Origin of the sequence: Enterobacter sp. MGH85, from assembly GCF_001037655.1 — a bacterium.
In the GTDB taxonomy this organism is placed as follows: Bacteria; Pseudomonadota; Gammaproteobacteria; order Enterobacterales; family Enterobacteriaceae; genus Enterobacter; species Enterobacter intestinihominis.
In genome coordinates this window covers 3,523,656-3,550,124 of the sequence record NZ_KQ089925.1, presented here as the reverse complement: position 1 = coordinate 3,550,124, position 26,469 = coordinate 3,523,656, and the positions used below count along the sequence as shown (strand labels likewise).

Annotated in this window: 24 protein-coding genes and 1 pseudogene; 14 read left to right on the top strand and 11 right to left on the bottom strand. The window is 53.3% G+C overall.

The features are described 5' to 3' along the window. The first annotated feature begins 11 nt into the window (after nt 1-11). Genes SK51_RS16595 through SK51_RS25325 form a run of 3 tightly spaced genes read left to right on the top strand, consistent with a single transcriptional unit; the run spans nt 12 to nt 3,109 of the window. Nucleotides 12-2,585 carry a tape measure protein gene (locus SK51_RS16595; protein WP_048206816.1) on the top strand — a complete coding sequence of 858 codons (2,574 nt, stop codon included), beginning with the start codon at nt 12-14 and terminating at the stop codon, nt 2,583-2,585. After that, nucleotides 2,585-2,932, top strand: coding sequence for a phage tail protein (locus SK51_RS16590; RefSeq protein WP_048206815.1), 348 nt, complete (start codon nt 2,585-2,587; stop codon nt 2,930-2,932). Before SK51_RS16595 ends, SK51_RS16590 begins: the two co-directional genes overlap by 1 nt. A 21-nt stretch (nt 2,933-2,953) precedes the next feature. After that, nucleotides 2,954-3,109, top strand: a complete 156-nt coding sequence (locus SK51_RS25325) for a hypothetical protein (RefSeq protein ID WP_022651023.1) — start codon at nt 2,954-2,956, stop codon at nt 3,107-3,109. Here the strand turns inward: SK51_RS25325 and SK51_RS16585 are convergent. Then, nucleotides 3,088-3,285 carry a hypothetical protein gene (locus SK51_RS16585; protein ID WP_022651024.1) on the bottom strand — a complete coding sequence of 66 codons (198 nt, stop codon included), beginning with the start codon at nt 3,283-3,285 and terminating at the stop codon, nt 3,088-3,090. The genes SK51_RS25325 and SK51_RS16585 overlap by 22 nt on opposite strands. A gap of 165 nt (nt 3,286-3,450) precedes the next feature. Here SK51_RS16585 and SK51_RS16580 point away from each other — a divergent pair, with 165 nt between their 5' ends. The 7 genes from SK51_RS16580 to cor all read left to right on the top strand — a co-directional run bounded on the left by SK51_RS16580 (nt 3,451) and on the right by cor (nt 10,201). Next, entirely contained in the window at nt 3,451-4,155 is a 705-nt protein-coding gene (locus SK51_RS16580) for a phage minor tail protein L (protein ID WP_032676266.1), read from the top strand. Then, nucleotides 4,155-4,874 carry a C40 family peptidase gene (locus SK51_RS16575; protein ID WP_048207213.1) on the top strand — a complete coding sequence of 240 codons (720 nt, stop codon included), beginning with the start codon at nt 4,155-4,157 and terminating at the stop codon, nt 4,872-4,874. Before SK51_RS16580 ends, SK51_RS16575 begins: the two co-directional genes overlap by 1 nt. Continuing rightward, nucleotides 4,817-5,344, top strand: a complete 528-nt coding sequence (locus tag SK51_RS16570) for a tail assembly protein (protein ID WP_023234680.1) — start codon at nt 4,817-4,819, stop codon at nt 5,342-5,344. The genes SK51_RS16575 and SK51_RS16570 overlap by 58 nt, the downstream gene beginning before the upstream one ends. Nucleotides 5,345-5,353: 9 nt before the next feature. Beyond that, complete coding sequence (locus tag SK51_RS16565) at nt 5,354-8,857, top strand: TipJ family phage tail tip protein (protein WP_082193724.1); 3,504 nt, start codon at nt 5,354-5,356, stop codon at nt 8,855-8,857. Between the two features lie 43 nt (nt 8,858-8,900). Then, nucleotides 8,901-9,215 carry a hypothetical protein gene (locus SK51_RS16560; RefSeq protein ID WP_017382568.1) on the top strand — a complete coding sequence of 105 codons (315 nt, stop codon included), beginning with the start codon at nt 8,901-8,903 and terminating at the stop codon, nt 9,213-9,215. Then, nucleotides 9,216-9,887 carry a hypothetical protein gene (locus tag SK51_RS16555; protein ID WP_022651030.1) on the top strand — a complete coding sequence of 224 codons (672 nt, stop codon included), beginning with the start codon at nt 9,216-9,218 and terminating at the stop codon, nt 9,885-9,887. A gap of 107 nt (nt 9,888-9,994) precedes the next feature. Continuing rightward, nucleotides 9,995-10,201, top strand: a complete 207-nt coding sequence (cor, locus tag SK51_RS25660; protein WP_075551278.1) for a phage exclusion lipoprotein Cor — start codon at nt 9,995-9,997, stop codon at nt 10,199-10,201. 242 nt (nt 10,202-10,443) lie between these two features. Here cor and SK51_RS24395 read toward each other — a convergent pair. Next, a pseudogene (locus tag SK51_RS24395) lies at nt 10,444-10,638 on the bottom strand (PTS sugar transporter subunit IIBC); the annotation flags it as partial. 179 nt (nt 10,639-10,817) lie between these two features. On the opposite strand from SK51_RS24395, the gene SK51_RS16545 reads away from it, so the two are divergent. After that, nucleotides 10,818-11,846, top strand: a complete 1,029-nt coding sequence (locus tag SK51_RS16545) for a Mal regulon transcriptional regulator MalI (RefSeq protein ID WP_032676260.1) — start codon at nt 10,818-10,820, stop codon at nt 11,844-11,846. A gap of 56 nt (nt 11,847-11,902) precedes the next feature. On the opposite strand, the gene SK51_RS16540 is transcribed toward SK51_RS16545, so the two are convergent. Together SK51_RS16540 and manA are read right to left on the bottom strand one after the other, a co-directional pair. Beyond that, entirely contained in the window at nt 11,903-13,429 is a 1,527-nt protein-coding gene (locus tag SK51_RS16540; RefSeq protein ID WP_022647926.1) for a YdgA family protein, read from the bottom strand. Between the two features lie 99 nt (nt 13,430-13,528). After that, nucleotides 13,529-14,704: a mannose-6-phosphate isomerase gene (gene manA, locus SK51_RS16535; protein WP_023306081.1), complete on the bottom strand. Its 1,176-nt coding sequence runs from the start codon at nt 14,702-14,704 to the stop codon at nt 13,529-13,531. Nucleotides 14,705-14,903: 199 nt separating this feature from the next. On the opposite strand from manA, the gene fumA reads away from it, so the two are divergent. Next, complete coding sequence (gene fumA, locus SK51_RS16530; protein WP_048206813.1) at nt 14,904-16,550, top strand: class I fumarate hydratase FumA; 1,647 nt, start codon at nt 14,904-14,906, stop codon at nt 16,548-16,550. A 182-nt stretch (nt 16,551-16,732) separates the two neighbouring features. Continuing rightward, entirely contained in the window at nt 16,733-18,127 is a 1,395-nt protein-coding gene (gene fumC / locus SK51_RS16525; protein ID WP_023306082.1) for a class II fumarate hydratase, read from the top strand. Here the strand turns inward: fumC and tus are convergent, their stop codons facing one another. The 4 genes from tus to rstA form a co-directional block, all read right to left on the bottom strand. Next, nucleotides 18,128-19,057: a DNA replication terminus site-binding protein gene (gene tus / locus SK51_RS16520; RefSeq protein WP_022647930.1), complete on the bottom strand. Its 930-nt coding sequence runs from the start codon at nt 19,055-19,057 to the stop codon at nt 18,128-18,130. A 74-nt stretch (nt 19,058-19,131) separates the two neighbouring features. Further along, entirely contained in the window at nt 19,132-20,430 is a 1,299-nt protein-coding gene (gene rstB, locus SK51_RS16515) for a two-component system sensor histidine kinase RstB (protein WP_023306083.1), read from the bottom strand. Between the two features lie 325 nt (nt 20,431-20,755). Beyond that, on the bottom strand, nt 20,756-21,127 hold the full coding sequence (gene iraM / locus SK51_RS16510) for an anti-adapter protein IraM (RefSeq protein WP_023299972.1): 372 nt from the start codon (nt 21,125-21,127) through the stop codon (nt 20,756-20,758). A 437-nt stretch (nt 21,128-21,564) separates the two neighbouring features. Then, nucleotides 21,565-22,281, bottom strand: a complete 717-nt coding sequence (gene rstA / locus SK51_RS16505; protein WP_032671147.1) for a two-component system response regulator RstA — start codon at nt 22,279-22,281, stop codon at nt 21,565-21,567. 127 nt (nt 22,282-22,408) lie between these two features. Here rstA and SK51_RS16500 point away from each other — a divergent pair, with 127 nt between their 5' ends. After that, nucleotides 22,409-22,744 (top strand): GlpM family protein, encoded by a 336-nt coding sequence (locus tag SK51_RS16500; protein ID WP_022647934.1) that lies wholly within the window; start codon nt 22,409-22,411, stop codon nt 22,742-22,744. Here the strand turns inward: SK51_RS16500 and folM are convergent. From folM to ydgH, 3 genes are all read right to left on the bottom strand, one after another. Beyond that, nucleotides 22,741-23,463, bottom strand: a complete 723-nt coding sequence (gene folM / locus SK51_RS16495; RefSeq protein ID WP_023306085.1) for a dihydromonapterin reductase — start codon at nt 23,461-23,463, stop codon at nt 22,741-22,743. The genes SK51_RS16500 and folM overlap by 4 nt on opposite strands. A gap of 39 nt (nt 23,464-23,502) precedes the next feature. After that, on the bottom strand, nt 23,503-24,885 hold the full coding sequence (locus tag SK51_RS16490; RefSeq protein WP_023306086.1) for an amino acid permease: 1,383 nt from the start codon (nt 24,883-24,885) through the stop codon (nt 23,503-23,505). Between the two features lie 185 nt (nt 24,886-25,070). Further along, complete coding sequence (gene ydgH / locus SK51_RS16485; RefSeq protein ID WP_022647937.1) at nt 25,071-26,015, bottom strand: DUF1471 family protein YdgH; 945 nt, start codon at nt 26,013-26,015, stop codon at nt 25,071-25,073. Nucleotides 26,016-26,469 lie beyond the last annotated feature (454 nt).

The following is a 26,469-nucleotide window of genomic DNA, read 5'->3' as shown; positions in this document are numbered from 1 at the left end:
GGAGAACGATGATGGCGCAGAACGTCGGTGATATTGAGTACACAATTAAAGCTGATACGGCAGAGTTGTTGACGGCTGGAAAGGATGTAAATCGCATAACATCCAAAATGGAAGGGGATTTATCTCGCGCTGACAGGGCGACAGACAGACTTAGTACAGGGCTTAATAAAGTTGGAGTTGCGATTGCTGCAGCTTTCACAATAGACATGGCTAAAAGGCTAATATCTATTGGTGATGAGATGAACACTCTCCAAGCCAGGGTTACGAGACTTAGCCCTAGTGTCGAGTCAGCAAAGTCATCAATGGAGGCTCTTTCTGTCATCGCCTCTGAAACCGGTAGCGGGCTCGGAGAAACACAAAGACTCTGGGAGTCCTTAACTACGTCATTAAAAGAAACAGGTGCAACTAATAATCAGATATTACAGCTGACATCTACCCTACAAAAAATTGGCACAATCGGTGGGTCGTCATCTGAGGAAATGGCAAACGCTTTAAGGCAGTTCGGCCAATCTTTGTCCAGAGGAACCATCCAGGCAGAAGAATTTAACTCAATAATTGAACAAATGCCTGAGCTTGCCAGGCAGATAGCGGCAGGGCTCGGTATCTCTCTTGGGCAGTTAAGACAGCGAATGCTCGAGGGCAAATTAACAGCCCAGGACGCTCTCAATGCAATTCAGAAGCAATCGCAAAATGTTAATGAAGAATTTAGTAAAATGCCTGTCAGTATCGACAGAGCAAAGAACAGCTTAGATGTAGGATTTAAGAATGCAATAAGCGACCTCAACCAAGCCATAGGGCTTACATCTACATTGGCGGGGCTCATGCAAAGCGTCGCCGATAACCTGAACTTCTATAACAATAATGCTGGCAATGCTGCAAGAATGCCAAAGCTAATCAAATTACAGCAAGAGCTCAATGATGAAGTTAAAGACGGCCAGCGGTGGTACGAGACTGATGACAATTTTCAAGAAAGAAGAATTAGTGCGGCATTCAAGTTAAAGCAGGTAGAGGCGGAAATATCACACCTGCGAGCGCAGGCCGCTAACAATGCTAAAAATGGCGGGGCATTTAATGCGCTAGATACGACAGGCGATGACAAAGCCACCCAAAAGCTGCTGCAAAATGCACAGAGAAGACTAGCACTATCAAAACTTGAGGGAGAGGCACGAGCCAGACAAATGGCGCAGTATGATGCCGAGGATGCTGGCTGGAAGAACAACGACCCGCGCATTAAGCAATTGCAAGATCAATATGCTTTAACTGAGCGCAATACTGCCGCTTTGAAGAAAAACAACGAAGAATCTAAAACATCAGCCACGCAAGCCGCAGCCATTGCTAGCAAGCTGGAAAATTTAAAGCAAGAGGCAGAACTTGTTGCAGACTCGACGCAAACCCTGACAAGGGAACAGCAACTTCTTCGAGCAGAACAATCTCTTGGCTCTAAAGCTACTGATGAGCAGAGAAGCAAGGCAAGGCAATATAAACAAGCCGCTTTAGATGCGGCGGATGCTACCAAGGGTTTTGCTGTCGCCCTTCAAGAGCTGCCAGAAGATGCAGAGAATCGCTCCTATGACGATTCAGTTACAGCAATCAAAGCGGCGTTCAAAGCTCAACTCATAAGTAAAAAGCAATATGATCAAGCCTCAGAACGTCTGGAGGCAGACCATCAGATTAGATTGGCAAAAATCCGGGCCCAGCAGGCGGTAACACCGCAGCAATCCGCTATTGGTGAAATCGACCCGGTTCAGCAATTAGCAAATCAGCACGCGCAGGAACTGGCTCTCATCCAGCAGTTTGAGACTCAAAAGGGGCAAATCACTCAGCGTGGCCTCGAACTGATGAATGCTGCCAATACTGAATACGAGCAGGCCCGCATCGCTGCCCAATGGGAAATCTATCGCAACCAGAGCACCACCAACCGGCTCATGGCTGACGCTGTAGATTCGCTTCAGGGCGGGGCGACCAATGCCATAACCGGGCTGATTAACGGCACTCAGAGCCTTCAGGAGTCTCTGGCAAACATCGGCACTACCATCCTGAACAGCGTTGTTGGCGGCTTCGTTCAGATGGGCGTTGAATGGGTTAAAAGCCAGTTAATGGGACAGGCTGCAGCGGCATCATCATTAGCGTCGACTATGGCTCAGGCTACCGCTGCTGCATCAGCGTGGGCTCCGGCAGCAATGAGCGCCTCAATCGCAACGTACGGCAGCGCCGCAGCAATAGGTCAGGCTGCTTATGCAGAATCCATGGTTGCCGCGAAAGGATTGGCTCTTGCAGGCGGCCGTCGCTACGGCGGCACAGTATCAGCCGGCAACGCCTACCGCATCAACGAAGATGGACGCTCTGAAATCTTCCAGACCGCAGGTGGGCAGCAGGCATTCATCCCGAACCAGTCAGGGAAGATCATTCCTGCTGATAAGGTTGGAGGAGGCGGTGGGGTGGTGCAGCACATCACTTTCGAAATCAACACCACTGGCGGCATAGACGATGCGACCATGGCTAAGATGGCGCAGATGATGAAGCAGGTTAGCCTCAGCACCATTCGTGATCAGCAGCGCCCTAACGGGTTACTACGGAGGTCATAGTGCCAGAAACATTCACATGGACACCACAGCGAGCTTACCAGGTTGAACGTACCCCAAACGTAGCCGTTGTTAAGCTCGGCGACGGTTACGAACAGCGACAGGTGAAGGGTATCAATCCACTGATGGATAAATACTCGCTCACCTTTCGCGGCGTCAGCGGAGCGTGCCGCAGTAACCCTGCGAAGGATGCTGAGGCATTCCTCAAGGCCAGGGGGGCGGTTGAATCGTTCTACTGGACGTCATCCGATACGGGAGTGAGGAAGCTGTTTGTCTGCCGATCCTGGAATATGACAAAGACCGGGCCGCTATACGAACTAACGGCCACTTTTGAACAAGTACCACGATAAGCCGAAAGGCGGGAGACAGTTATGACTTTAGAACAACGTGTTGAAGAGTTAGAGGCTATGGTTGATTCAATGAAAGCACAGATGGAAGAAGTTATTAGCGCTCACACCTGTGCTTATAATCAAATCACTGCGAAATTAGATCAAATTGCCGTAATTCAAGCTGAACGCAAGGCTTGAATAGCAAGTTTTTCAATCTCACCGATGGTTTTATTCTTTATCTCATCTGGCGCTATATCTAGGTTTACCGAATGAAATTGGTCATTAGGGCCAATCAAATTAGCTTTTAATTTAAATGTATTTCCAGCGACCGCAAAAGAAATAAAGTCAATAGCGTTTAATTTCAATTCTGACATTATTTTTCCTTTATCAGAGGTAATCAGCCATCCCCCTTCGATGGTTACGTCAGTGTCCCACCACTGACGGGCTGAGCTTACACGTTAACCAGGGTTATCAGTAAGCAACATCCTGATATTCAAACAGTAGCCACCACTTGGTGGCTTTTTTTATGGGAGTTTGCCGTGCGCGACATACCAGCCAGTATGATTATTGATAGCGTCGACGCCGGAGTAGGCGCGTTTATCGACCTGTTCGAAGCCGACCTGCAACCCTTTGGCGGAGACCTTATCCGGTTCCATTCCGGCACCAATGGATATTACGGAAATGTGATCTGGAAGGGGAATCAGTATCAGGCATACCCGATAGCAGTCGAAGGGTTCGAGTCAAAGAACGAAGGCACATATGCCCGGCCAACAATGGTGGTGGCGAACGTCACGGGTTTACTGACGGGCATCAACCACGACTTCGACGATATGCTCGGTGTGGTTATAACTCGCCGGCAGGTTCCGGTAAAAAATCTGGATGCGGTGAATTTCCCGAATGGAAACCCTGATGCAGATCCGACTCAGGAAGCCGTTTCCCGCTACGTTGTGGAAGAGATGACCGAAGAGACATTCGAGCAGGTCACTTACACGCTGGCGACACCGATTGACTGCGACAACGCTATCATCCCGGCGCGAACCATCCTTGCCGACGTCTGCCAGTGGCTGTATCGCGGCGTCGGGTGCGGATATGACGGGCCGCCGGTTGCAGATGAGCGCGACAATCCAACCACTGACCCGGCGAAAGATAAGTGCTCTCACCGCCGTAGCGGCTGCCGCTTCCGTTATCCACGACCGGAACCAATGCCAATCAGCAGCTTCCCCGGCTCTCAGAAGGTTTCATGATGCAGGAATTACTCGATTATGCGGCATCGTCGCAGGATGAGGTGTGCGGCTTAATCCTGGATGGCGGGCAGTTGTTCCGCTGTCGGAATGTTCACCCGGAGCCCTGGCATCACTTCCGTATAAGTGACGATGACTGGCTTGCAGCAGAGGATGAAGGAGAGGTTACAGCGGTTTTTCATTCGCACCCGCAAAGCCAGCCAGCGCTTTCTGGTGCTGACCGGCAGATGCAGGTAATGACGGGGCTGCCATGGTGGCTTGCATCTGGCGGGCAACTGAGGAAATACAGGCCTGTGCCACTCCTGCTGGGGCGCAGGTTCGACCACGGCATTATGGATTGCTACACGCTTTTCCGGGACGCATATCATCTTTGCGGCATCGACCTGCCGGACTTCGGGAGGACTAACGGATGGTGGTTGCGGGGAGAAAATCTCTATCTCGCCAATATGCAGGTCAATGGCTTCTATCAGGTATCCATGCAGGATGCACAACCAGGCGACGTCATTATCAGGCAGCCATTCCCCGGCGCCGACCCATGCCACTCAATGATTCTCCTTCATGACAACCTGGTGCTTCACCATGACCATGCCGGACACCTCAGCAGACGAGAACAAATGCGCCGGGCATACATCAAGCAGACGCACTCAATCTGGAGACACGAACAGTGCTCATCTTTAAATTTGCAGGCAGTCTACGCCGATTTTACCGCCAGATATCCCTGAACGTTGATACTCCCGCGCAGGGATTACGCCTCCTATTGGCGCAGGATTTCGAATTCAAAAAAGCCTTTCTCAATACAAAGCTGCGTGTGCGGGTAGCGGGCGAGGATATTGAGGCATCTGCGATGCAATGGCATATGGACCGCCACCTTAAAGATGGCTCAGTGGTCCTGTTCGTGCCGGTAGTGGAGGGGGCGATCACCGCCGCTGCGGCCGCATGGATTGCGGTTGCCGTTAGCGTAGCGTCTATAGCTTATTCGGTTTACATGTCACGCAACATGAAGACCAAAACCTCCGCAGAAGCCGCAGAGACCAATACGCTCACAAATAACTCATTTACCAGTGCTGAGAACCGGGTGGGGCAGGGGCGCGCGGTGCCACTCCTACTGGGAGAAATGGAGGTCGGTTCGAACGTAATTTCACTCGGTATCGACACAAGCAACAACCAGGACTGGACGGAATCTATTAGCTAAGGTGGCATTATGTCTTCAGGTGGCGGTAAAGCATCAACCCCAAAACTACTCGACGATAACCTCAAATCAAAACAATTCTATCGGGTACTGGATCTGATATCTGAGGGGCCAATCGCGGGCCCGGTGGATCAGGAGCACCTGTCTTCATTCAAGCTGAATAAGACGCCTATCACTGACTCGAACGGTAATGTCAACGTGAACGGCATTAGTGTTGCCTGGCGACCTGGATCGGAAACTCAGGAGCCAATCAACGGCTTCTCTGCAATCGAAGCGACGACCATTGTTAACACTGAGGTCACTTACGATACCCCGCTGGTTAGAACCGTGACAGATCAGGACGTGACCCGCGTTCGTTTTAACATCGGCGTCACCGGGCTCATGGAGCAGGACTCCAAGGGTAACCAGAAAAACACCTCTGTAACGATGGTTATCGAGACCAGAACTGGCTCGTCGGGCTGGGTCATGGAGAAGACGGTCACGATTACAGGGAAAATCTCTGGCGAGTACCTTGAGGCGCACGTCATTGATGCCCCCGACACCAAACCGTTTGATATCCGCGTTCGCCGCATTACGCCTGACAGCAGCAGCGATTTGCTGTCAAACGGGACTGTTTGGAACAGCTACAGCGAGATCACCGACGACAACCTTAGCTATCCGTTCTCTGCTGTTGCCGGCTCAGTCATCGACCGTGACCAGTACACCGACACGCCGAGCCGCACATATCATCTTCGCGGGCTGATCGTTGACGTACCGGATAACTACGAGCCAATTGCCAGAACTTACTCCGGGCTGTGGACGGGGGGCTTCAAAAAGGCATGGACTAACAACCCGGCGTGGCTGTTCCGTGAGCTGGCGAAAAACACCCGATTTGGCCTGGCGAAACGCGCCGGATACATCGATGTTGACGATGGCGCACTCTACATTCTGTCGCAATATTGCGATCAGCTTGTAGATGATGGGTATGGCGGCAAAGAGCCACGCATGACGCTCAACGCCTACATCACAGAGCAGACGAGTGCGCGAGACATTCTCGACAAGATAGCGAGCATGTTCCGTGGCATTGCGCTGTGGGACGGCCTGCGCCTGTCCGTAATGCTGGACGCTCCACAGGATCCGATTGCGACAATCACGAATGCCAACGTTGTGAATGGCGAGTTCAAACGAAGCTCTGTAAAGCGTTCAGAGAAATACAATGCGGTTGTAGTGTCCTGGACTGACCCCGACAACGGATGGGAGCAGGTGAAAGAGTACGTTTCCGACGATGAGATGATAGCCAAAGGGAACTACAACGAAACCACTCTGGAGGCGTTTGGCTGCACCTCTCGCGGACAGGCATGGCGGGCAGGTAAATGGCTGCTGGAAACAGCAAAGCGTGAAAGCAGCAGACTGTCTTTCCAGATGGCACGCGATGCTATCCACTTCACGCCGGGTGATATCGTTGAGGTCATGGATAATGACTACGCAGGAACTCGCCTCGGGGGGAGAATTGTTTCTCATTCCGGGAGGGTGATAACGGTTGACGCGGTTGATTCCTCGGTAGTAACGGACGGCTCCACTATGTCGATTATGGGGAGGGACGGAAAGTTCTCTCGCTATGAGATTGATGGCGTTAACGGAAACAACGTCACACTCAAAAACGAACCTGAATGGGTGAGGGCGGGAACTGTATTTGCCATTTCAACCGCAAGCGTGGCGATCCGCCTTTTCAGGATTCTGAGCGTTGCCGAAACAGAAAATAACTCTGTCTACAGCATTAGCGCCTCCCAGCACGATCCAAATAAGCAGGCCATTGTTGATGAGGGGGCTGTTTTTGACATTCCCAGCGATACCCTTAATGGCTACCGTGTGCCAAACATTGAAAATCTGCGCATCATTAACACAAATTCTGAGACCATTCAGGTCACAGCAACCTGGGAAACAGCTACAACCACAAAAAAGCTGATGTTTGAACTCTACGTTTACAGTGCTGATGGGAAATTAGTTGCGCAGTATGAGACCGATCAGTTCCGATATGAGTTTTACGGCCTGAATGCAGGAAGTTACACGCTTGGGGTTCGTGGTCGAAACGAAAATGGAATGAAAGGCGCTGAGACTCAGGTAAGCCTGATTATCGGAGCGCCTAAGCCCCCGAACTCGGTTCAGTGGATACCTGGCCCACTTCAGGCCACTTTAGTTCCGGTCATGTCTGTTACTGCCACATCTGATACTTCTTTTGAATTTTGGTACGCAGGTGAGACTCCGATTCCATTGTCCGACGACATTGAGAATAAAGCTCAATTCCTTGGCCGTGGCAATCAGTGGACCATCCAAAAACTTAAGTTTGACCATGTTTATTACGTTTATGTTCGAACTCGTAATGCATTTGGCGTTTCAGGATTTGTAGAGGCTTCTGGAAAACCAACGGACGATTTCAGTGATATCACTGGTGCAATCCTGGAGGACATGAAAGGCTCCGATACGTTCAAAGACCTGATCGAGAACGCGGTAGACAGCAATGAAAAAATTGCTGGCATGGCTGACGACATCAAACAGGCCAACGACGAACTGGCGCAACAGGCGCAGGAAATCGCCAAAAACGCCCAGGATATCGGGAAGGTTCAGACCAGCGTTACAAACCTGTCGAGCACGGTCGGAGATGTGTCTTCTTCTCTGAGCGAGCTTGAGCAGACAGTGGCGACGGCTGATACCGCGCTGGGCCAACGCATCGATAACATCAGCGTGTCTGTGGACGGCATGGCGGGGGGAGTGAAGAACTCCGCCATCGCGATTATTCAGGGCAACCTGGCGCAGGTGGCCGCGCGCAAAACGCTGTCGGCATCGGTCGCCGGTAACAGCGCGCAGCTGGACCGCATTGATGAGGTGATCGTCAACGAGAAGGAGGCAACGGCGCGTTCGCTGCTGAGTTTGCAGACTGACGTGAACGGAAACAAGGCATCCATCAACAGCCTGAACCAGACGCTCTCCGATTACCAGCAGGCTATGGCCACGCAGGTAAACAGCATCACGGCGACCGTCAACGGGCACACTTCAGCGATCACAACCAATGCTCAGGCCATCGCGAACGTTAATGGCGATCTGAAGGCGATGTACAACATCAAGGTTGGTGTCTCCAGCAACGGGCAGTATTACGCCGCAGGGATGGGGATCGGCGTTGAGAATACGCCGTCCGGCATGCAGTCGCAGGTCATCTTCCTGGCTGACCGCTTCGCCGTAACGCACCAGGCCGGAGCCACGGTGACCCTTCCGTTCGTTATTCAGAACGGGCAGGTGTTCATCAGAGACGCGCTGATAGGTGATGGCACCATCAACAACAACAAGATCGGCAACTACATCCAGTCCAATAACTATGTCGCTGGCTCAGTCGGATGGAGGCTGGATAAGGGCGGTACGTTTGAGAACTACGGTTCGACAGCTGGTGAGGGGGCGATGAAGCAGACTAATCAGACGATTAGTGTCAAGGATGCCAACAATGTGTTGAGGGTGCAGATCGGGAGAATTACGGGAACATGGTAACGGGAGGCCTCTTACGGGGCCTCTTTTTTTTCAGGAGAACTGGATGGCGGAATATGGTGTTCAGACATGGGACGCATCAGGCAAGGTAAACAACTATGGCGTTAAACCTGTCAGCGTTTGTGGCTATCTCCAGCTGGCCCAGAACCAGAAAACAGGCTCTTACACAGTAGCGCTTCCACCGGGTTGCAGGCTGACCTATTTTCAGAGCATGAACGGCGATCAGTTTGGTACGAGTCGGAGGAAGATCACCATTTCGGGGGGAACAGCAACAGTGTCAGCAGCAGGTGATACCGACTACTCAGCAGGGACTGAGCCTGCGGCAGCGGCTTATCTCATTTTCCAGATCGAGAGGGCATAAATGGCGGAGTATGGCGTTTTACTGACGACCACGAGCGGGGAAGTATGGGTGACCGCGAACAGCTCGCCAATCGCTCTTCAGGCGCGAAAGACAGCGGCACTTCAGGGAACATCGGGGTTCAATACCAAAGTGACGCACACATTCCCCGCAGGTCAGCCCGTTGTCGCGTTCGTTCATTGCACGGTTGAGGTCGAAATCACTCAGACGATAAGCGGGAACACCATCACGATTGATTTTCTCAGACCGAATGCAACCGGCACAGCGTACGTTTATTTTTTCTCTATTTTCCCGCAGACAAAGCCAGACTACGGGCTGGCTGTGTGGGATGCATCAGGGACGCTGATTTTAACAAACGAAACGCGCACGCTGAGCGATGTTGTCACCCTCGGTACCGCCGGGGTGGATGCCAGCTCAGGATACAACATCAATACAACTCTGGCGGGGAAGTGGGCCTGCATGCCTGCCATGCTGGGGCTAATTACCGGGGTTGTATCGGCTGGCGGTCAGCCGCAGCCATACTCGGCTATATACAAGAGCATGGCAAAACTTGAGGGAAGCAATACGCGGATATTCGCCAGGCCGCAGACAACCCCCGGCGGCAACCTTCAGAACGTTACGTATTCGAATCTGAGGAACGTGATTATGGCCATTAACTGCGCCAATTATGATTGATCGTTTTTAGCGATCAATTTCGAATAATTGATCTACCAAATCAATTATATCCCGTTGATTCATATTGTTATTGTGTAGCTTCATGAATGCCCTGGGATATAACCACTATGAAAAATATGATTCTTTGCCTGGCGGTAGCGGTATTGCTCTCCGGTTGCGCTGGCGTTATTGAGAAACAGCAACCCGTTTGCACCGGAACAGCCCTGGTCGGCGGACAGGAAAGCAGCGTCCAGATCTACGGAGTCCGTAAACAAAACAATCAGACGCAGTACCGCGCCGGTTGCCAGGGTCATGGGCAGGGCGCTGATTTGTGATGATGGTGAAGCGATAGAGGGGGAGGCTGCGGAAGAGGTTGAGGTGATGGGGCGGGTGACGTTCTTCATCAACAGCGTGATGCAGGATGACAGGGTGGTGTGATGGGGCATGGGTGGGGCATAAAGTTACCGCGAAACGACGTTAGTTCATTGCACATGACAAATCGTATCGCGGCAACATAGCAGAAGTTACCGCACATCAATCCAACATCAAGCCACTTCGTTAAAAGACTTAATAGTCTCCAGATGAAGATCGCCTGCAGTACCGGATTTCCGAGGAAAGGGATTAGAGTAATGACGTCATGGCTGCTTAACGAGCTGCCGATCCCCAGCATGATCCCGCAAAAAGAGAGAAGCGCCACGGGCAGCATAAAGGTTTTGCCCAGTTGCTGGAAAAACTCCCACAGCGATATTTTTTGTGCTGCTTTCGTCGTCATAAAACGACTCCTTAAATGGTAGAAAGAGATTTAACGACCGCGATGGGGCGAGAAGATAAAACGTTTTATCAAACTTTAGTGCGCGCTAAATCACATTCTCAGGCTTTTACTGGTAGTATAAAGATAACGTATTGATAAAACGTTTTAGCGATCTCATTATCAAGGAGTCACGTCACCACATGGCTGTAGCGAAAAAGATCACCATCAACGATGTCGCGCTGGCGGCGGGGGTTTCCGTTAGCACCGTTTCGCTGGTATTGAGCGGGAAGGGGCGCATCTCTCCTGCTACGGGTCAGCGCGTCAACGAGGCCGTTGAGCAACTGGGCTTTGTGCGTAATCGCCAGGCGTCGGCGCTGCGCGGTGGGCAAAGCGGGGTGATAGGGCTGATTGTTCGCGACCTCGCGTCGCCGTTTTATGCAGAACTGACCGCCGGGCTTACCGAGGCGCTTGAAGCGCAGGGGCGAATGGTTTTCCTGCTCCACGGTGGGCGCGAACCGGAGCAGCTGCTCTCCAGGCTGGATATGCTGCTGACGCAAGGGGTGGATGGGGTGATCGTGGCCGGCGCGTCCGGTGTGGGCAGTGAATTGTGTGAGCGCGCGGCGCAGAAAGGCGTACCGCTGGTGGTTGCGTCACGCGCCAGCTATCTCGACGAAGCCGATACCCTTCGGCCGGATAACATGCAGGCCGCGCAAATGCTGACCGAGCATCTTATTCATCGCGGCCATCAGCGCATCGCCTGGCTCGGCGGTAAAAGCTCGTCCCTGACGCGTGCGGAGCGGGTGGGCGGTTACTGCTCCACGCTCATCAAATACGGCCTGCCGTTTCACAGCGAATGGGTGGTGGAGTGTGAGTCCAGCCAGAAAAAAGCCGCCGAAGCCATCGGCACGTTGCTTCGCAACAGCCCGACAATCTGCGCGGTGATTTGCTATAACGATGTGATTGCGATGGGGGCGTGGTTCGGCTTGATCCGCGCCGGACGCCAGAGCGGTGAGGGCGGGGTAGAAACGTTCTTCGGCCATCAGGTGGCGCTGGGGGCATTTGCGGATGTCGGTGAAAATGCGCTAGACGATCTCCCCATCGTCTGGGCGACGACGCCGGCTCGTGAAATGGGGTACACCCTGGCAGACCGAATTATGCAGCGTATTGAAAATACGGACGTGCAGGCCGGGCATCAGATTGTGGCGGCGCGGTTAGTGACGGTGAAGTAATCTCCGCTGCACATCGCCTGGCAATAAAAAAACCCCTCATGCGAGGGGTTTTTCGTTTACTGCTGCGGTACTGCTGGCGGCGCTGCCGGTTCAGCCGGTGCCGGAATGCCCAGCGTCGGCATACCAAACATGCCGACAAAATCTTCCAGCGGCATTTTGTCGCCGTTGAGCGTTACCTGGCCATTAGCATATTGCAGGCTGGTGGAAATGGTGTTGTCTTCCACCTTCGTGATGCGGAACATCTGGCCCATCGCCGCCAGGCCTTTCACCTGTTGGTTTGCCAGTTTACCTGCATCTTCTTCACCATACCCTTCGAGTTTCGCAATCTGCGTCATGAACTCGGTTGCCATATCCATCGGGATGGTCAGCTTGCTGTCGAGCGATTTCACGCTGCGGTCAACTTCCTGCGCCAGGGTCTGCGGCTCGCCGGTCGCGGCCGCCGGATCCTTCAGGAACAGCGACAGGTTGAAGTTGGTTTCGCCTTTGTCGTTTTTCCAGCTCAGTGGCGCAACGGTAATTACCGGCTCGCCTTTCAGCAGGATCGGCAGGTTATTAAACAGCACGGCCATCGCCTGCTGCTGGTACGCCTGCGGGTTCTGTTGCAGGGCGGCATCGGTCAGCAGAGCCTGACTCTCTTTGCTGTATTTCTGGCTAAATTCGTGCCATGCCTGGCCGTCAATGTTGCCAATTTTCAGTGACAGCTTGCCGGTACCCAGGTCCTGATTCTGTACTTTCAGGCTTTTCAGGCTGTAATCCAGCTGGGTGTTGATGCTTTTACCGTCTTTGGAAACGTCAGACTTGCCGTCCAGATCCATGCCTTCCAGCACTGCCATCTCTTTACCTTCAATCGCAATGGCGATCTTATCGAGGCTCAGCTTCTGATCGCCAATACGCTCGTCAAAATCGGTCATACGGCTATTGCCGCTGGCTTTCAGGTTGTTGAAGGTAAGCTGGACCTTCTGGTTATATTCATTGACTGAATTCACCAGGCCGCTGGCGGCATCGCCGGTCAGAGAGACATTCTTGCCGTCGCGATCGGCATCAAGCTGGAAATTACCGCCGCTGAAGGCGACTTTATCGGTGCCTTGTTCGTAATTCAGCGCTTTCAGGTCGATGTCGGAACGCGTATCACCGGCATAGCTGATGCGGGTATTGATCTCGAACGGCGACTCATTTTTCGCCATATCGAAAATTGGCTTCGTCACCTCGTTATTTACCAGTACGGTTCTGGCGGATGCCATAGAGGGGATCAGGTTAAACTTTTTCAACTGTGCCAGCGGGAACGGACCGTGGCTGACCACTTCATCCAGTACCACGCTCTGGCCCGGTTTCAGCCAGGCGTTCTGATTGCCCGCTACCGGCTTCACCACCACCTGCATATGGCTGGTAAAGACGCCACGCTGGTAGTTCTGGTAGCTCAGCTCCAGACCTGCTTCAGGCGCGCTGCGCTTAATTTCGCTGTTTGCCTGCGCCATCATCTCTGCCAGACGGCTTTCCAGCTGTTTCCCGGTATACCAGGAAGCACCCGTCCAGATCACGCCTAAAGCAACAATCACTCCTACCGCTACGACCGATTTTTTCATTGCGATTATCCCTAAAATGAAACCAGGCGGTTAAAACCGCCTGGTGTTACAACGCCTGTTACTAGCTTAGCAAGAGTTGTTAAAAAATTCAGTAAGTCCCTAAAGCTTATTAAAAACGCGCGCCAGGCGACCAGTGCCGCTCACGAAGACAGGCGACTCGTTTGCCGGGACAAAAGCGGACTCCCCCGGTTTAAGCAGCAGACGCTCGCTACCGTTATGCAACGTCGCTTCGCCTTCCACACAGAACAGGATCGCGGCGCTCTCCTGTGCAATGGCGGTTTCGTCTGCGCTGAGGTCATGCAGGGAGAAGGCAAAATCGTCAACCGGAATCGGGAAGTCCAGCTCTGCGCCGTTTTTCACCGGCTGAGTAAGCAGCTCCGCAGCAGGTTTCGCCACGAACTTCACGTTGGCAACCAGCTCAGGGATGTCGATGTATTTTGGCGTCAGGCCCGCGCGCAGTACGTTATCGGAGTTAGCCATCACCTCCAGCGCCACGCCGTTCAGGTAGGCGTGCGGGGTTTCAGCGAACAGGAACATCGCTTCGCCCGGGTTGAGCTTCACCACGTTCAGCAGCAGCGGAGAGAAGAGGCCGCTGTCGTCCGGATAAAACGCGGAAATTACGCGAATGGTGTCCCATGGCTCACCCTGCTGGTCGTTCAGCGCGGCTTTCAGCACCGCCAGCGCGTGGGATTTTTCCTCGCCCTGCATATTCAGCAGGCTGGCAAACAGCGCGCTCAGGGCTTCTGCGTTCGGGTTTTCCAGGAAGTGGGCGATCGCGTTGTGAGCCCCAGCGACCGGTTGCAGCAGGGATATGATCTCGGAAAACTCGCGGAAGGCATTCATCGCCAGGAAAGGGGTAAGGGCGAAAACCAGTTCCGGCTTGTGGTTAGGATCTTTGTAGTTACGCTCTGCGGCGTCTAACGGAATACCGGCGGCATTTTCTTTGGCAAAGCCCAGCTCAGAGGCTTTTTTGTTCGGGTGAACCTGAATGGAGAGCGGCTGGTCGGCGCACAATACCTTGAACAGAAAAGGCAGCTCACCAAAACGATTCGCCACTTTATCGCCGAGCAGCGCGGCTTTGTCGGCATCGATGACATCACGCAGGCTGCGCACCTGGCCGCTGGCATCTTCAATTTTTGAGCTGCTCTTCGGGTGCGCGCCCATCCACAGCTCTGCCATCGGCAGGTTGTCCGGGTTGGCGATACCGTAGAGATCCGTTAACGCAGTTTGACTTCCCCAGGCGTAGTTTTGCACTGAGTTGATGAGTTTTTGCATTATCAAGCCCTGATTCATATGTGGAATTAACTTCGCGTATTAAAGCAATAAACCGAATGGAAGTAACCTGCGGATGTAAAAAGTCGTACTAGTCTCAGTTTTTGTTAAAAAATTGTGTAGGATAAGCTGACTCGCTTTTAAGCCGGGCAGCGGAACATCTGCCCTGAATAAACAGACCGAAGCAGTAAGTGAGAGAACAATGTCGAATAAACCCTTCCATTATCAGGATCCTTTCCCCCTCAGTCAGGATCGGACCGAGTATTACCTGTTAACCCGCGATTACGTTTCTGTCTCTGAGTTTGAAGGGCAGGAGATCCTCAAAGTTGACCCGCAGGCGCTGACGCTGCTGGCGCAGCAAGCCTTCCACGATGCTTCCTTTATGCTCCGTCCGGCGCATCAGCAGCAGGTTGCCGATATTCTGAGCGACCCGGAAGCCAGCGAGAACGACAAATACGTTGCCCTGCAATTCCTGCGTAACTCTGATATCGCGGCGAAAGGCATTCTGCCGACCTGCCAGGACACCGGCACGGCGATTATCACCGGTAAAAAAGGCCAGCGCGTCTGGACCGGCGGCGGTGACGAAGCGGCGCTGGCGCGCGGCGTCTACAACACCTATACCGAAGACAACCTGCGCTATTCGCAAAACGCGGCGCTGGACATGTACAAAGAGGTGAACACCGGCACCAACCTGCCTGCGCAGATTGACCTCTACAGCGTCGACGGTGACGAGTACAAATTCCTCTGCATCGCCAAAGGCGGCGGTTCAGCCAACAAAACCTATCTTTACCAGGAAACCAAAGCGCTGCTTACCCCGGGCAAGCTGAAGAACTATCTGGTTGAGAAAATGCGCACCCTCGGCACGGCGGCCTGCCCGCCGTACCATATCGCGTTTGTGATTGGCGGTACGTCTGCTGAAAGCACCCTGAAAACCGTTAAGCTGGCCTCAACCAAATACTACGATGGCCTGCCAACGGAAGGTAACGAACATGGTCAGGCGTTCCGCGACGTGCAGCTTGAGCAGGAACTGCTGGACGAAGCGCAGAATCTGGGGCTGGGCGCGCAGTTTGGCGGCAAATACTTCGCGCATGACATTCGCGTGATCCGCCTCCCGCGCCACGGTGCATCCTGTCCAGTGGGGATGGGCGTGTCGTGCTCTGCGGATCGTAACATCAAAGCGAAGATCAACCGCGACGGCATCTGGATCGAAAAGCTGGAGAACAACCCGGGCAAATACATCCCTGAAGAACTGCGTAAAGCGGGTGAGGGCGAAGCGGTACGCGTTGACCTGAATCGCCCAATGAAGGAGATCCTGGCGCAGCTTTCGCAGTATCCGGTTTCAACGCGCCTTTCTCTGAACGGGACGATTATTGTTGGCCGCGACATCGCCCATGCGAAGCTGAAAGAGCGCCTGGACAACGGTGAAGGGCTGCCGCAGTACATTAAAGATCACCCGATCTACTACGCAGGCCCGGCAAAAACGCCTGATGGGTATGCTTCCGGCTCGTTAGGCCCAACGACGGCGGGCCGTATGGACTCCTACGTCGACCAGTTGCAGGCCAACGGTGGCAGCATGATCATGCTGGCGAAAGGCAACCGCAGCCAGCAGGTGACGGACGCGTGCCACAAGCACGGCGGCTTCTACCTCGGCAGCATCGGCGGCCCGGCAGCGGTGCTGGCACAGGGCAGTATCAAGAGCCTGGAGTGCGTGGAGTACCCGGAACTGGGAATGGAAGCGATCTGGAAAATTGAAGTGGAAGACTTCCCGGCGTTCATTCTTGTGGATGACAAAGGTAACGACTTCTTCAAACAGATCCAGTCTTCCCAGTGTTCGGCGTGTGTGAAGTAATTCTGTAAATTGCCGGGTGGCGCTGACGCTTACCCGGCCTACATTCTCGTAGGTCGGGTAAGGCGCAGCCGCCACCCGACATCAAAAAGAGCGCACAAAGCGCCATAACGTTTCTCAGAAGTCATCAATACTTATCTCTTAAGCATGTGAGCAATCCCATCTTTGTTATCAAGGAGTAAGTAATGACAATGCATCGCCGCGAGAAAGACTCCATGGGCGCCATCGACGTCCCGGCCGACAAGCTATGGGGCGCGCAAACCCAGCGTTCGCTGGAGCATTTCCGCATTTCGACAGAGAAAATGCCCGTCTCGCTAATCCAGGCGCTGGCGTTGACCAAACGCGCTGCCGCCAAAGTCAATCAGGATCTGGGCCTGCTGGATGCCGATAAAGCCTCCGCCATCATCAATGCCGCCGACGAAGTGCTGGAGGGCAAACATCCCGACGAATTCCCCCTTGCCATCTGGCAGACCGGCTCAGGCACCCAGAGCAACATGAACATGAACGAGGTGCTGGCGAACCGCGCAAGCGAGCTGCTTGGCGGCGTACGCGGCATGGAGCGGAAGGTTCACCCGAACGATGACGTGAATAAAAGCCAGAGTTCCAACGACGTGTTCCCGACGGCCATGCACGTGGCGGCCGTCATCGCTATCCGCGAGCAGCTTATCCCGCAACTCAACGTGCTCAAATCTACGCTTAACGAGAAAGCGCAGGCTTTCGGCGACATTGTAAAAATTGGTCGTACGCACCTGCAGGACGCCACGCCGCTGACGCTTGGCCAGGAGATCTCCGGCTGGGTGGCGATGCTGGAGCACAATCTTAAGCATATAGACAACAGCCTGCCGCATCTGGCGGAGCTGGCGCTCGGCGGAACGGCGGTTGGCACCGGGTTAAACACCCATCCCGAGTACGCGGTGCGCGTGGCCGGAGAGCTGGCGAAGATCACCGGGCAGCCGTTTGTTACCGCCCCGAATAAATTCGAAGCGCTGGCGACCTGTGATGCGCTGGTCCATACCCATGGCGCGCTGAAAGGGCTGGCAGCCTCGCTGATGAAAATCGCCAACGACGTGCGCTGGCTGGCCTCCGGCCCGCGCTGCGGCATCGGCGAAATCAGCATTCCGGAAAACGAGCCGGGCAGCTCCATTATGCCGGGTAAAGTAAACCCGACGCAGTGCGAAGCCATGACCATGCTGTGCTGTCAGGTGATGGGTAATGACGTTGCGGTCAACATGGGCGGCGCGTCGGGTAACTTCGAGCTTAACGTCTATCGCCCGATGGTGATCCACAACGTACTGCAATCGATTCGTCTGCTGGCCGATGGCATGGAGAGCTTTAACGAGCACTGCGCGGTGGGCATTGAGCCTAATCGCGAGCGAATCAGCCAGCTGCTGAATGAGTCCCTGATGCTGGTCACGGCGCTAAACACCCATATTGGTTATGACAAAGCGGCCGAAATCGCTAAAAAAGCGCACAAAGAGGGGCTTACCCTGAAAGCCTCTGCGCTGGCGCTGGGCTACCTGACGGACGCCGAGTTTGATGCCTGGGTCCGCCCGGAAGCGATGGTCGGCAGCATCAGGTAATCACTGCGCCACATACAGGTGCAGCCGCGGGATAATCAGCTGTAGCGGCTGTGCCTGGGGTTTATAGCGATGCTGAACGTTTTCAGCATCGTAGTTCAGCAGTTCTCCTATATCCGGCACCACCGCACCCTGATCGGCATCGTAGAGCGCAATCAGCGGTGTCGGGCAGGCGTATTGCACCTGCTTTTGCTGTCCCGCATACCAGACACGAGCGATAGGCTGCACCTTGACCGGACGCTTTATTTTAAGACGGGTATCAGCCGGCAGGGAGGCAATGCTGTGGTACTCCTGCTCCAGCCGTTCAATCCACTGTTCCCGCGACCACGGGGCGACCGTTCGCGGCGATTTCAGGCTTTTCTCCAGCTGAGCCAGGATCTCGTCGCGCGTGAAGTTTTTAATGATGTGCTTGTTGGCCCAGCCGAAGCGCAGCGTGGCGGGGTGGCGCAGTACCGTCAGCGTGCGGTAAGCATTCAGGGTGATCAGCCCCGGAAGCTGGCGATGCACCCATTCAAAACGGGCAGCCGGTGCCAGCCCGGATTCAACGGTCACGATTTTCTCGAAGGCGGCTTTCAGCGTATTAATATGCGTAATTTGCGCCTCAATGGCTTCACGCGTTGCGGTATCCGTTTGCAGACAGATGACGCCGGGCAGGCGAACGGCGGCCTTACTGCTGCGATTTTCGGACTGCTGCTGGATGAAAAGGCGGCGATAGTGCTGCAACGTCAGTTCCAGCGCCACTTTACCGATATGCTGCGTTACCTCAATGGTGTTCAGCGGGTCGTGTTCCGCGCCTTTCGCCACCTCGGGCAGGGAAAAGACGCGGGCGGCCAGCAGGCGGCAGCCCTGTAGTTGCGCCGTCAGGGTCAGTAACGCCTGCTCTATTTCCCGAAATGTGGTGTTAAGCCTTTCGATGAGATCGTAAGTCGCCATAATAGTCCTTAATTAGTTACAACATACTACTGATATAGCACAACACGCCGGGTCAGGCCAGCGTGCGGTTTAGTTCAGGCAGGTACGGGAAGAGGAATGTTGTGATAGATCGGCCAGCTAAAGTCGAAACGGGCCCCGCCCAGCTCGCTCGCTTCGCAGCGAACCGAACCGCCCATCGCCTGGGCAATAGAACGGACAATAGCCAGCCCCAGACCACAGCCGCCGGTAGCACGGTCGCGGCTGGGGTCGAGGCGCACAAACGGCTCGAAAACTTTTTCACGCTCCGCTGGCTCAATACCGGGGCCATCGTCTTCCACACACAGAATTGCCTGGCTCCCCTGCAAATCTAAACCTATGCGCAGCGTGGTTTCGCTGTAGCGCATGGCGTTATTCATCAGATTATCCAGCACGCGTTCCATCAGGCGCATGTCCAGCGCGCCGTACGCGCCGGGGGTAATGGCTGTCAGCAGTTTTCGCTGAGGGTTAACGCTCTGCACATCGTTAATATGCGTCTGTAGCCAGACGGGAAGATCCGGCGTACTGAGGTGCAACTCCGTCTGAGGCCGATCGAGGCGGGCATAGGTCAGCAGCTCTTCAATCAGCGCTTCAAGCTGGCCAATATCCCGATTGAGGGCCTGCGATTCCGCGGCGGTGAGGTTCTCGCTCATCTCCAGGCGATAACGCAGGCGTACCAGCGGAGTGCGCAGTTCATGCGCAATGCCGTCGATAAGCTGCTTCTTGCTGGCAATCAGGGCGTTGATGTTATCGGCCATCTGGTTAAAGGCAATACCGAGACGGTCAAAACTGGAACCGCTATCGAAATGTATGCGTTCAGTTAAATGACCCTCCCCAAAACGCTGTGCGGCGGATTCCAGTTTCAGCATGTCCTGCCAGTGCGGTCGCATCCAGATGAACACAGGGAAAGCGAGCGAGATGGCAATAAAGCCCAGCAGGGCGAGATCCAGCAGGCGCATCTGGTGCAGGTAATAGAGATAGGGCACTGGCCCGACGGCCAGGACATAGTGGCTGCGCGGAATACGCTGAATGAAGGTATATTTCTCGTCCAGTGCGACGATGTCTCCGTCGCGCAAACGCTGCATCGCCGGCGGCGCTAAATCAAAATCCTTCATGGGTTCGATACGCAGATCAAACGACAGATTCAGATCCAGCTCTTTTAACGTACGTGCCCAGTCATGCGGAGGAATTTCGCGCAGCTCGCTACGCATCAGGTAGAGCGAGCTTTTCATCAGATCGTCCAGGGATTGTCTGCCCGCACGCTCTGCGGTGAACTTATAGACCAGCCCGACCAGCATGGTCATCACCAGAAAGCAGACAAACAGCAGTAAATAAAACTGAACAAACAGCTTCTTCATTAATTTCACCGAAACAGGGGCTTCACTACACGTCTTTTACCAGCAGGGTCGCTATGGGCGCAAGTCAGGCATGATGCGTTGAAAAGGGGTATTCGTCGAAAGGTAATAAAACACGGCATCGCTTTATTCCATCAATGCCCGGGTAATCCGTTTACGCTTCGCTATACGAGTTTATTTGCGATTGAGAGTATTTGTGAATCAGAATAACAATGACAAAGGCCACCTCCGGGTGGCTTTATTTATGGCGTTTACCAGTGAGAGGTATCCGGCGCAAACGGTGCGACAACGATACTTATCTTTGTAACCTGAACATTACCAACATTCGTTAATGTCTGGATTTGACTGTGCTGACAATCAGTGGATTCGTGATAAACCCATGCGGACACTTACGCGCGTTGCAATGCACCGCGTAGGTACATATCTCCTCTTCCTGGTTTCGATTGTATGGGCAGGCCATCTTGTTTTTAATTTCACTCCATAACATCTCGTTGTAAGGGGAGATGTTGTATATCGATATTGGCTTGAAAACACCATTAATGAAGACGCCATTCTTTGTCGGATATATCCTATCGCCGGGGTACAAATAGACATCGCTTTCATACCAAATGATGAGTTTCAAGAACTTGAGTCCCAAGATGCTTGAATAAACGATTCCCGTGTTAGGACAAATTACCGAGCTAATGACTCTCCATGACATTGCTATACCTCGTTCATTAAATAATTGAGAGAGTATAAGGTTTAGCATGAGAATTAGATTTCTGCAAACGCGTAAGCTATTGAAAAAGATCGATATTATTTATATGCTAACTATATCCCCTTTGTTTTCATAAGGATAAGATAATAATTTAGTCAATTGTAAAGTTCATTTTTAACACAATGTGCATTTAAGTGACGGATTTTTGATCGATGATGGTTCCTGAACTGCTGAATATATATTGTACTATAGCAATGAAATACATTAGAGCTACTTTTGTTTACGCGAAAAATGCACATCGAAATTGAACAGGTAAGAGGAATGTGATCAAAGGATATTTCATGACTAACGATGCATATAATCGAAAACTTACGACGTATACCGATAACATTCCTGATGCATCGCAAGTTATTTTTCGAAATTTACTGTGTAGTTTTTTTTCAGGTTTCCCATGCGTGCGGGGCAAACAGGTAGCCCTTATTACGTACGGTTTTAATGCGGTAGGGCTCGGTGGCGCTGTCCTGCAGTTTTTTTCGCAGGCGAGAAATCGCCACATCAACGCTACGATCCATTCCGTCGTAACTTACGCCGCGCAGATTTTTCAGCAATGCATCCCGGTCCATAATTTGCCCGGCATGAGTTGCCAGCTCCCACAGCAGGTCAAAATCTGCGGTTGAGAGCGCAATCAGCTCCCCGGAAAGCATAACCTGTCGGTTGACCGGGTCGATAGAAAGCGTGCCGAACCGCATCGCCTTATGCGGCGTTAAAGAGGGCGCAGGCGCTTCACGCTCAGCGCTGGCACGCTGACGCAGATGAAGGCGCAAACGGGCAAGCAGGACCGCCGGCGGCGTGGTTTTCAGGATGTAGTCATTCGCGCCCATCTCAAGGGACAGAATATGATTCATATCGCTGTCGAGAGAGGTCAGCAGCACGATCGGGCCGTCCCACTTCGCGCGCAGATCCCGGCAAAGCGTCATGCCATCTTTTCCGGGCAGCATAATGTCCAGCAACACCAGGTCCGGATTTTCGCGGGTGACGACGTCTTCAGCGCGATCGCCACGAGGTTCGACAACCACTTCAATATCATGTTTACCCAGATAAGCGGCGATCAATTGACCCACTTCGGGTTCATCTTCAACATAAACAATCTTATTCATACTACGTCTGTCATCGCGAAAAACGTCAACATACACCGCACAACCTTAACCTTCCATTAATCTTTCATAATTAGCCGGAGTTCCGTTATCCTGCACGGGAATGTTATTTGATTGTTAAGGGAAAAGAATGGGGCTGTTGATCAAAGCCGCGCTGGGTGCGCTGGTCGTGCTGCTGATTGGGGTGCTGGCTAAAACGAAGAACTACTACATTGCCGGGCTTATCCCGCTGTTTCCCACCTTTGCGTTAATTGCGCACTATATTGTGGCCTCTGAGCGGGGTATAGAGGCGCTGCGTGCCACCATTGTATTCGGGATGTGGTCAATCATCCCGTATTTCATCTATCTGCTGTCGCTGTGGTACTTCACCGGTTTTCTGCGTCTGCCCCTGGCGCTGGGCGGGGCGGTGGTCTGCTGGAGCCTCAGCGCCTGGGTGCTCATCTTCTTCTGGAGCCGCTTTCACTAGCGCAGCGGGCGGCCACCGTCCACGGCAAACGTCCTTCCCGTGACGTAACAGCTGGTCAGCAGATAATCGATCAGGTCGATCACCTCTTTCTCGCCGGGCGCAATTTTCATCAACGATTTGTTAAGCGCCTGCTGACGATACTCGGCATCATCGCCCTCGTTAAATAAAATCATCGCCGGGGCAATCGCGTTGACTTTTACCTCGGGGGCCAGCTTGCGCGCGAACGAGCGAGTCATATTATCCAGCGCGGCTTTGCTGGCCGCGTAGGCGATGTGTTTATCGCTGCCTCGCTCCACCACGTAATCGGTGAAATGGATAATGTCGCCTGCGGCATGGCCGTGTCCGCGTAGCAGATCCTGTAGGGCATGGTTGAGCAGATAAGGCGCATTAACGTGGATCTGCATCATGCAGGCGAGCGTTTCGCTGAGCGAATGTCCTGCTTTTTCAGGAAGCCAGGTACTGGCGTTGTGAATAACCGCCCGCAGCCCGCGGGTGGTCGATTTCACTTTTTCCGCGAAAGCAAGAATACCTTCATCCGTGGAGAAATCCGCCTGAATGCAGACGGCTCCGGCATGTCGTAGCCCTTCAATGGAGGGATATTCCGTGCGGTAACTGACGATAACCGGATGGCGAAGATTGAGAAAGTGATGGGCGAGGGCGAGGCCGATGCGACGGCCTGCGCCAGTGATCAATATTGGGCGTTGCTGCGTGTGTCCCATCGTAATCTCCTTTTCAGTTCAACAATGGGACAGGCGGCGCTATCCCATTAACATCCACGTTGCCGGTACGGCAGCGACTAACAGCAAACCTATCAACGCCATTTCGCGGCGCTTAAGGGCATTATCAAGCTGATGCGTACGGCGAGCGTAGATAAACACCAGCAGGCCTGGCGCGTAGAGCACCACGGACAGCAGCAGATGCATCGGGCCGGAAGCATACAATAACCATAGACCGTAAATACAGGCACCTACGCCTACCGCATAGTGTGCCGGGCGGGTCGCAATTTTTAACAGATATGCGCCCACTAAGAAATAGGGTACCAGAATCATCTCGGAGGCGATGGTCAGCAGCGTGTTATAGTCCGAACCTGTGAGCCAGATCAGCACCAGACAGACCTGCACGCTGATGTTGGTGAGCCACAGAGAGGCCGATGGCGCACTGTTTTTATTCTGACGGGCAAACAGGCGCGGGAACGCTTTGTGCGTGGCGGCCAGGAACGGAACTTCCGCCGCCATAATGGTCCAGCTCAGGTACGCGCCGCAGACGGAGACAATCAAACCTGCCGCGATAACCACATCACCCCAGGGACCGAGCATTTTCACCATCAGCCCGGCCATGGACGGATTACGCATCTCCGCCAGTTCAGGGCGGGCCACCACACCGAGCGACAGCAGCGTCACCAGCAGATAAACGCCCAGCGCCGCCAGGACGGCCAGCAGTGTGGCGCGTCCCACGTCGCGTTTGTTACGCGCGCGGGCAGAGACCACGACGGCACCTTCAACACCGATGAACACCCACAGGGTAATCAGCATGGTATTTTTCACCTGCTCCCAGACGGGAACGCCCAACGCAATACCGCTGAAATCGAGCGTAAAGACATCGAGACGGAAGGCGAGGAAGGCCAGCACGACGAACAGGCCAAGCGGCACCAGCTTGGCCAGCGTCGCCACCAGGTTAATGCTGGCCGCGGTCTGAACACCGCGCAAAATCAACCAGTGAACAATCCACAGCAGCACCGAGGCGCCTACGATGGACTGCCAGGTATTGCCGTCACCAAACAGGCGCAGTTCGGGCGTATCGGTAAAGAAACTGAGCGCCGAGAAGACGATAACCAGATAGGAGACGTTGGCGATCACCGCGCACAGCCAGTAGCCCCAGGCGGAGCAGAAGCCAATCAGCTCGCCAAAACCTTCACGGGCGTAAGTGAATATTCCGCCGTCCAGATCCGGTCGGATACGCGTCAGCAGCAGCATGGCGAACGCCAGCAGCAAAATCCCGACGCCGGTGATGCCCCAGCCAATCAGTAATGCGGCCGGGCTGGCGACGGCCGCCATGTTCTGCGGCAAACTGAATACGCCCGCGCCCAGCATTGAGCTCAATACAAGTGCAGTTAACGCACTCAGGCCAAGTTTCTTTTCCATTGGCTTCCTGTTATGAAAAGTCCAAATCCAGAATAATTATTTCGCTAAGGCGCATAAAAATGGTGGATCACGCTAAGGCGCGGGATTTTACGGAGTGTGACGGATGCATGCAATGACATGGGGCAGAAATCAGAAAAAAAGTAACAAAAAAGGCGGCACTGCGCCGCCTTTATGAAACCGTTTTGTTACTTGTACAGATCGGCACTGATGGTCAGGTTGTTGCCACGTTCCTGCCACTGGCGGGTGATGTGGTAATACTTCGCGCCTTTCTTCGCAGCACGCTTCGCCACCTGATAGGAGATTTCTGTCATGTTGCCATAGTTGCCCGTAAACTTGATGCTGTCGAACGGCACCATCTGCGCGGCAGTGGCTTTGTTCAGCTCTTCAATTTTCGTGCCGTCTGGTAACGTAACGGTATAACGACCGCCTTTGGTGGATTGGGTTTCAAAGAAACGACCCACTTCTGCGCTTGGTGCCGCAGACGTTGCTACGCCCGGAATTTCAACTTTCTTCGCTTCTTCACCGCCTTTTGCTAACGCAGCACGACCGGCTTCTGAATCCGCTGGAATCGCATCCGGGCTTTGCACTACGCGTTTTTTCGCATCTTGCTTATAGATGAAGGCGGTAATACGCTGGTTTCCGCCCTGGTTGGCATCAACCTGACGCACGATATAAAACGCGTAAGCGCCTTTTTCTCTCGCGGCTTTGGTGATGGCATCGTTAACTTCAGGCTGGCTGCGGTAGAAGCCCTGAACGGTCACGGTGTCATACGGTTCCAGCTGAACAGCCTGATCTTTCGGCAGTTCAACAATGCCGTTAATCACGCGGTTTTTCTGTTCATCTGCCTTTGGGGCATTCTCTTTGTACAGCGCAACAGTCACGCGCTGGTTACCGCTGTTGCCCTGATCGGACTGGTCAACAACGTAAAACGAGGCAGCGCCGTTTTTATCGGCGGCTTTTGATGCGGCGGCGACGGCATCGCCAATGGAATTATACCGACCCACAATGACCGTATGGTCAAAAGGTTTTAACGCTGCCGCTTGCTCCGGCGTCAACTCTGTCGCAGCATTCGCTGACAGGGCGGTCGCGGAAAGAAGTGCGGACGCCAGGAGTGTGTTCTTAAGCTTCATAAAAATAATCCTTCGCCTTGCGCAAACCATGTACTGGTGTTGTTGTTAATTTGAGACGGTCCCGATTATGGCATTTAACACCCGTCGCTGTCTGCGGCATTTTTCACAGCCTGTGCTCAGCAAAGGACCTGATTCGATAACATTTTGTGATATGTGGAAAAAACAGGCGTTTCACAAGAAAAACTGATTAAGCATATGACTTTTACAAGTTAATTTAATGTTAATGAGTTGTTCTTTTATGGCGCTATATCATGTTTTTACCGCTTCGCTTGCGCGATTTATCGGTCCTGAAGGCGAATTTAAGGTAAATATCTCTGTCAGTGACCCCGATCGCTTATTTTTCACAGATAAAATAAGAAATAGTGTTTTCTGGCGGTAGATCACGGGCGCTATTTTCAGTAGGTTATAGAAAGTTTGTTACTGTTTTATTTTCCGGGGTTAATCATTCTCCGTC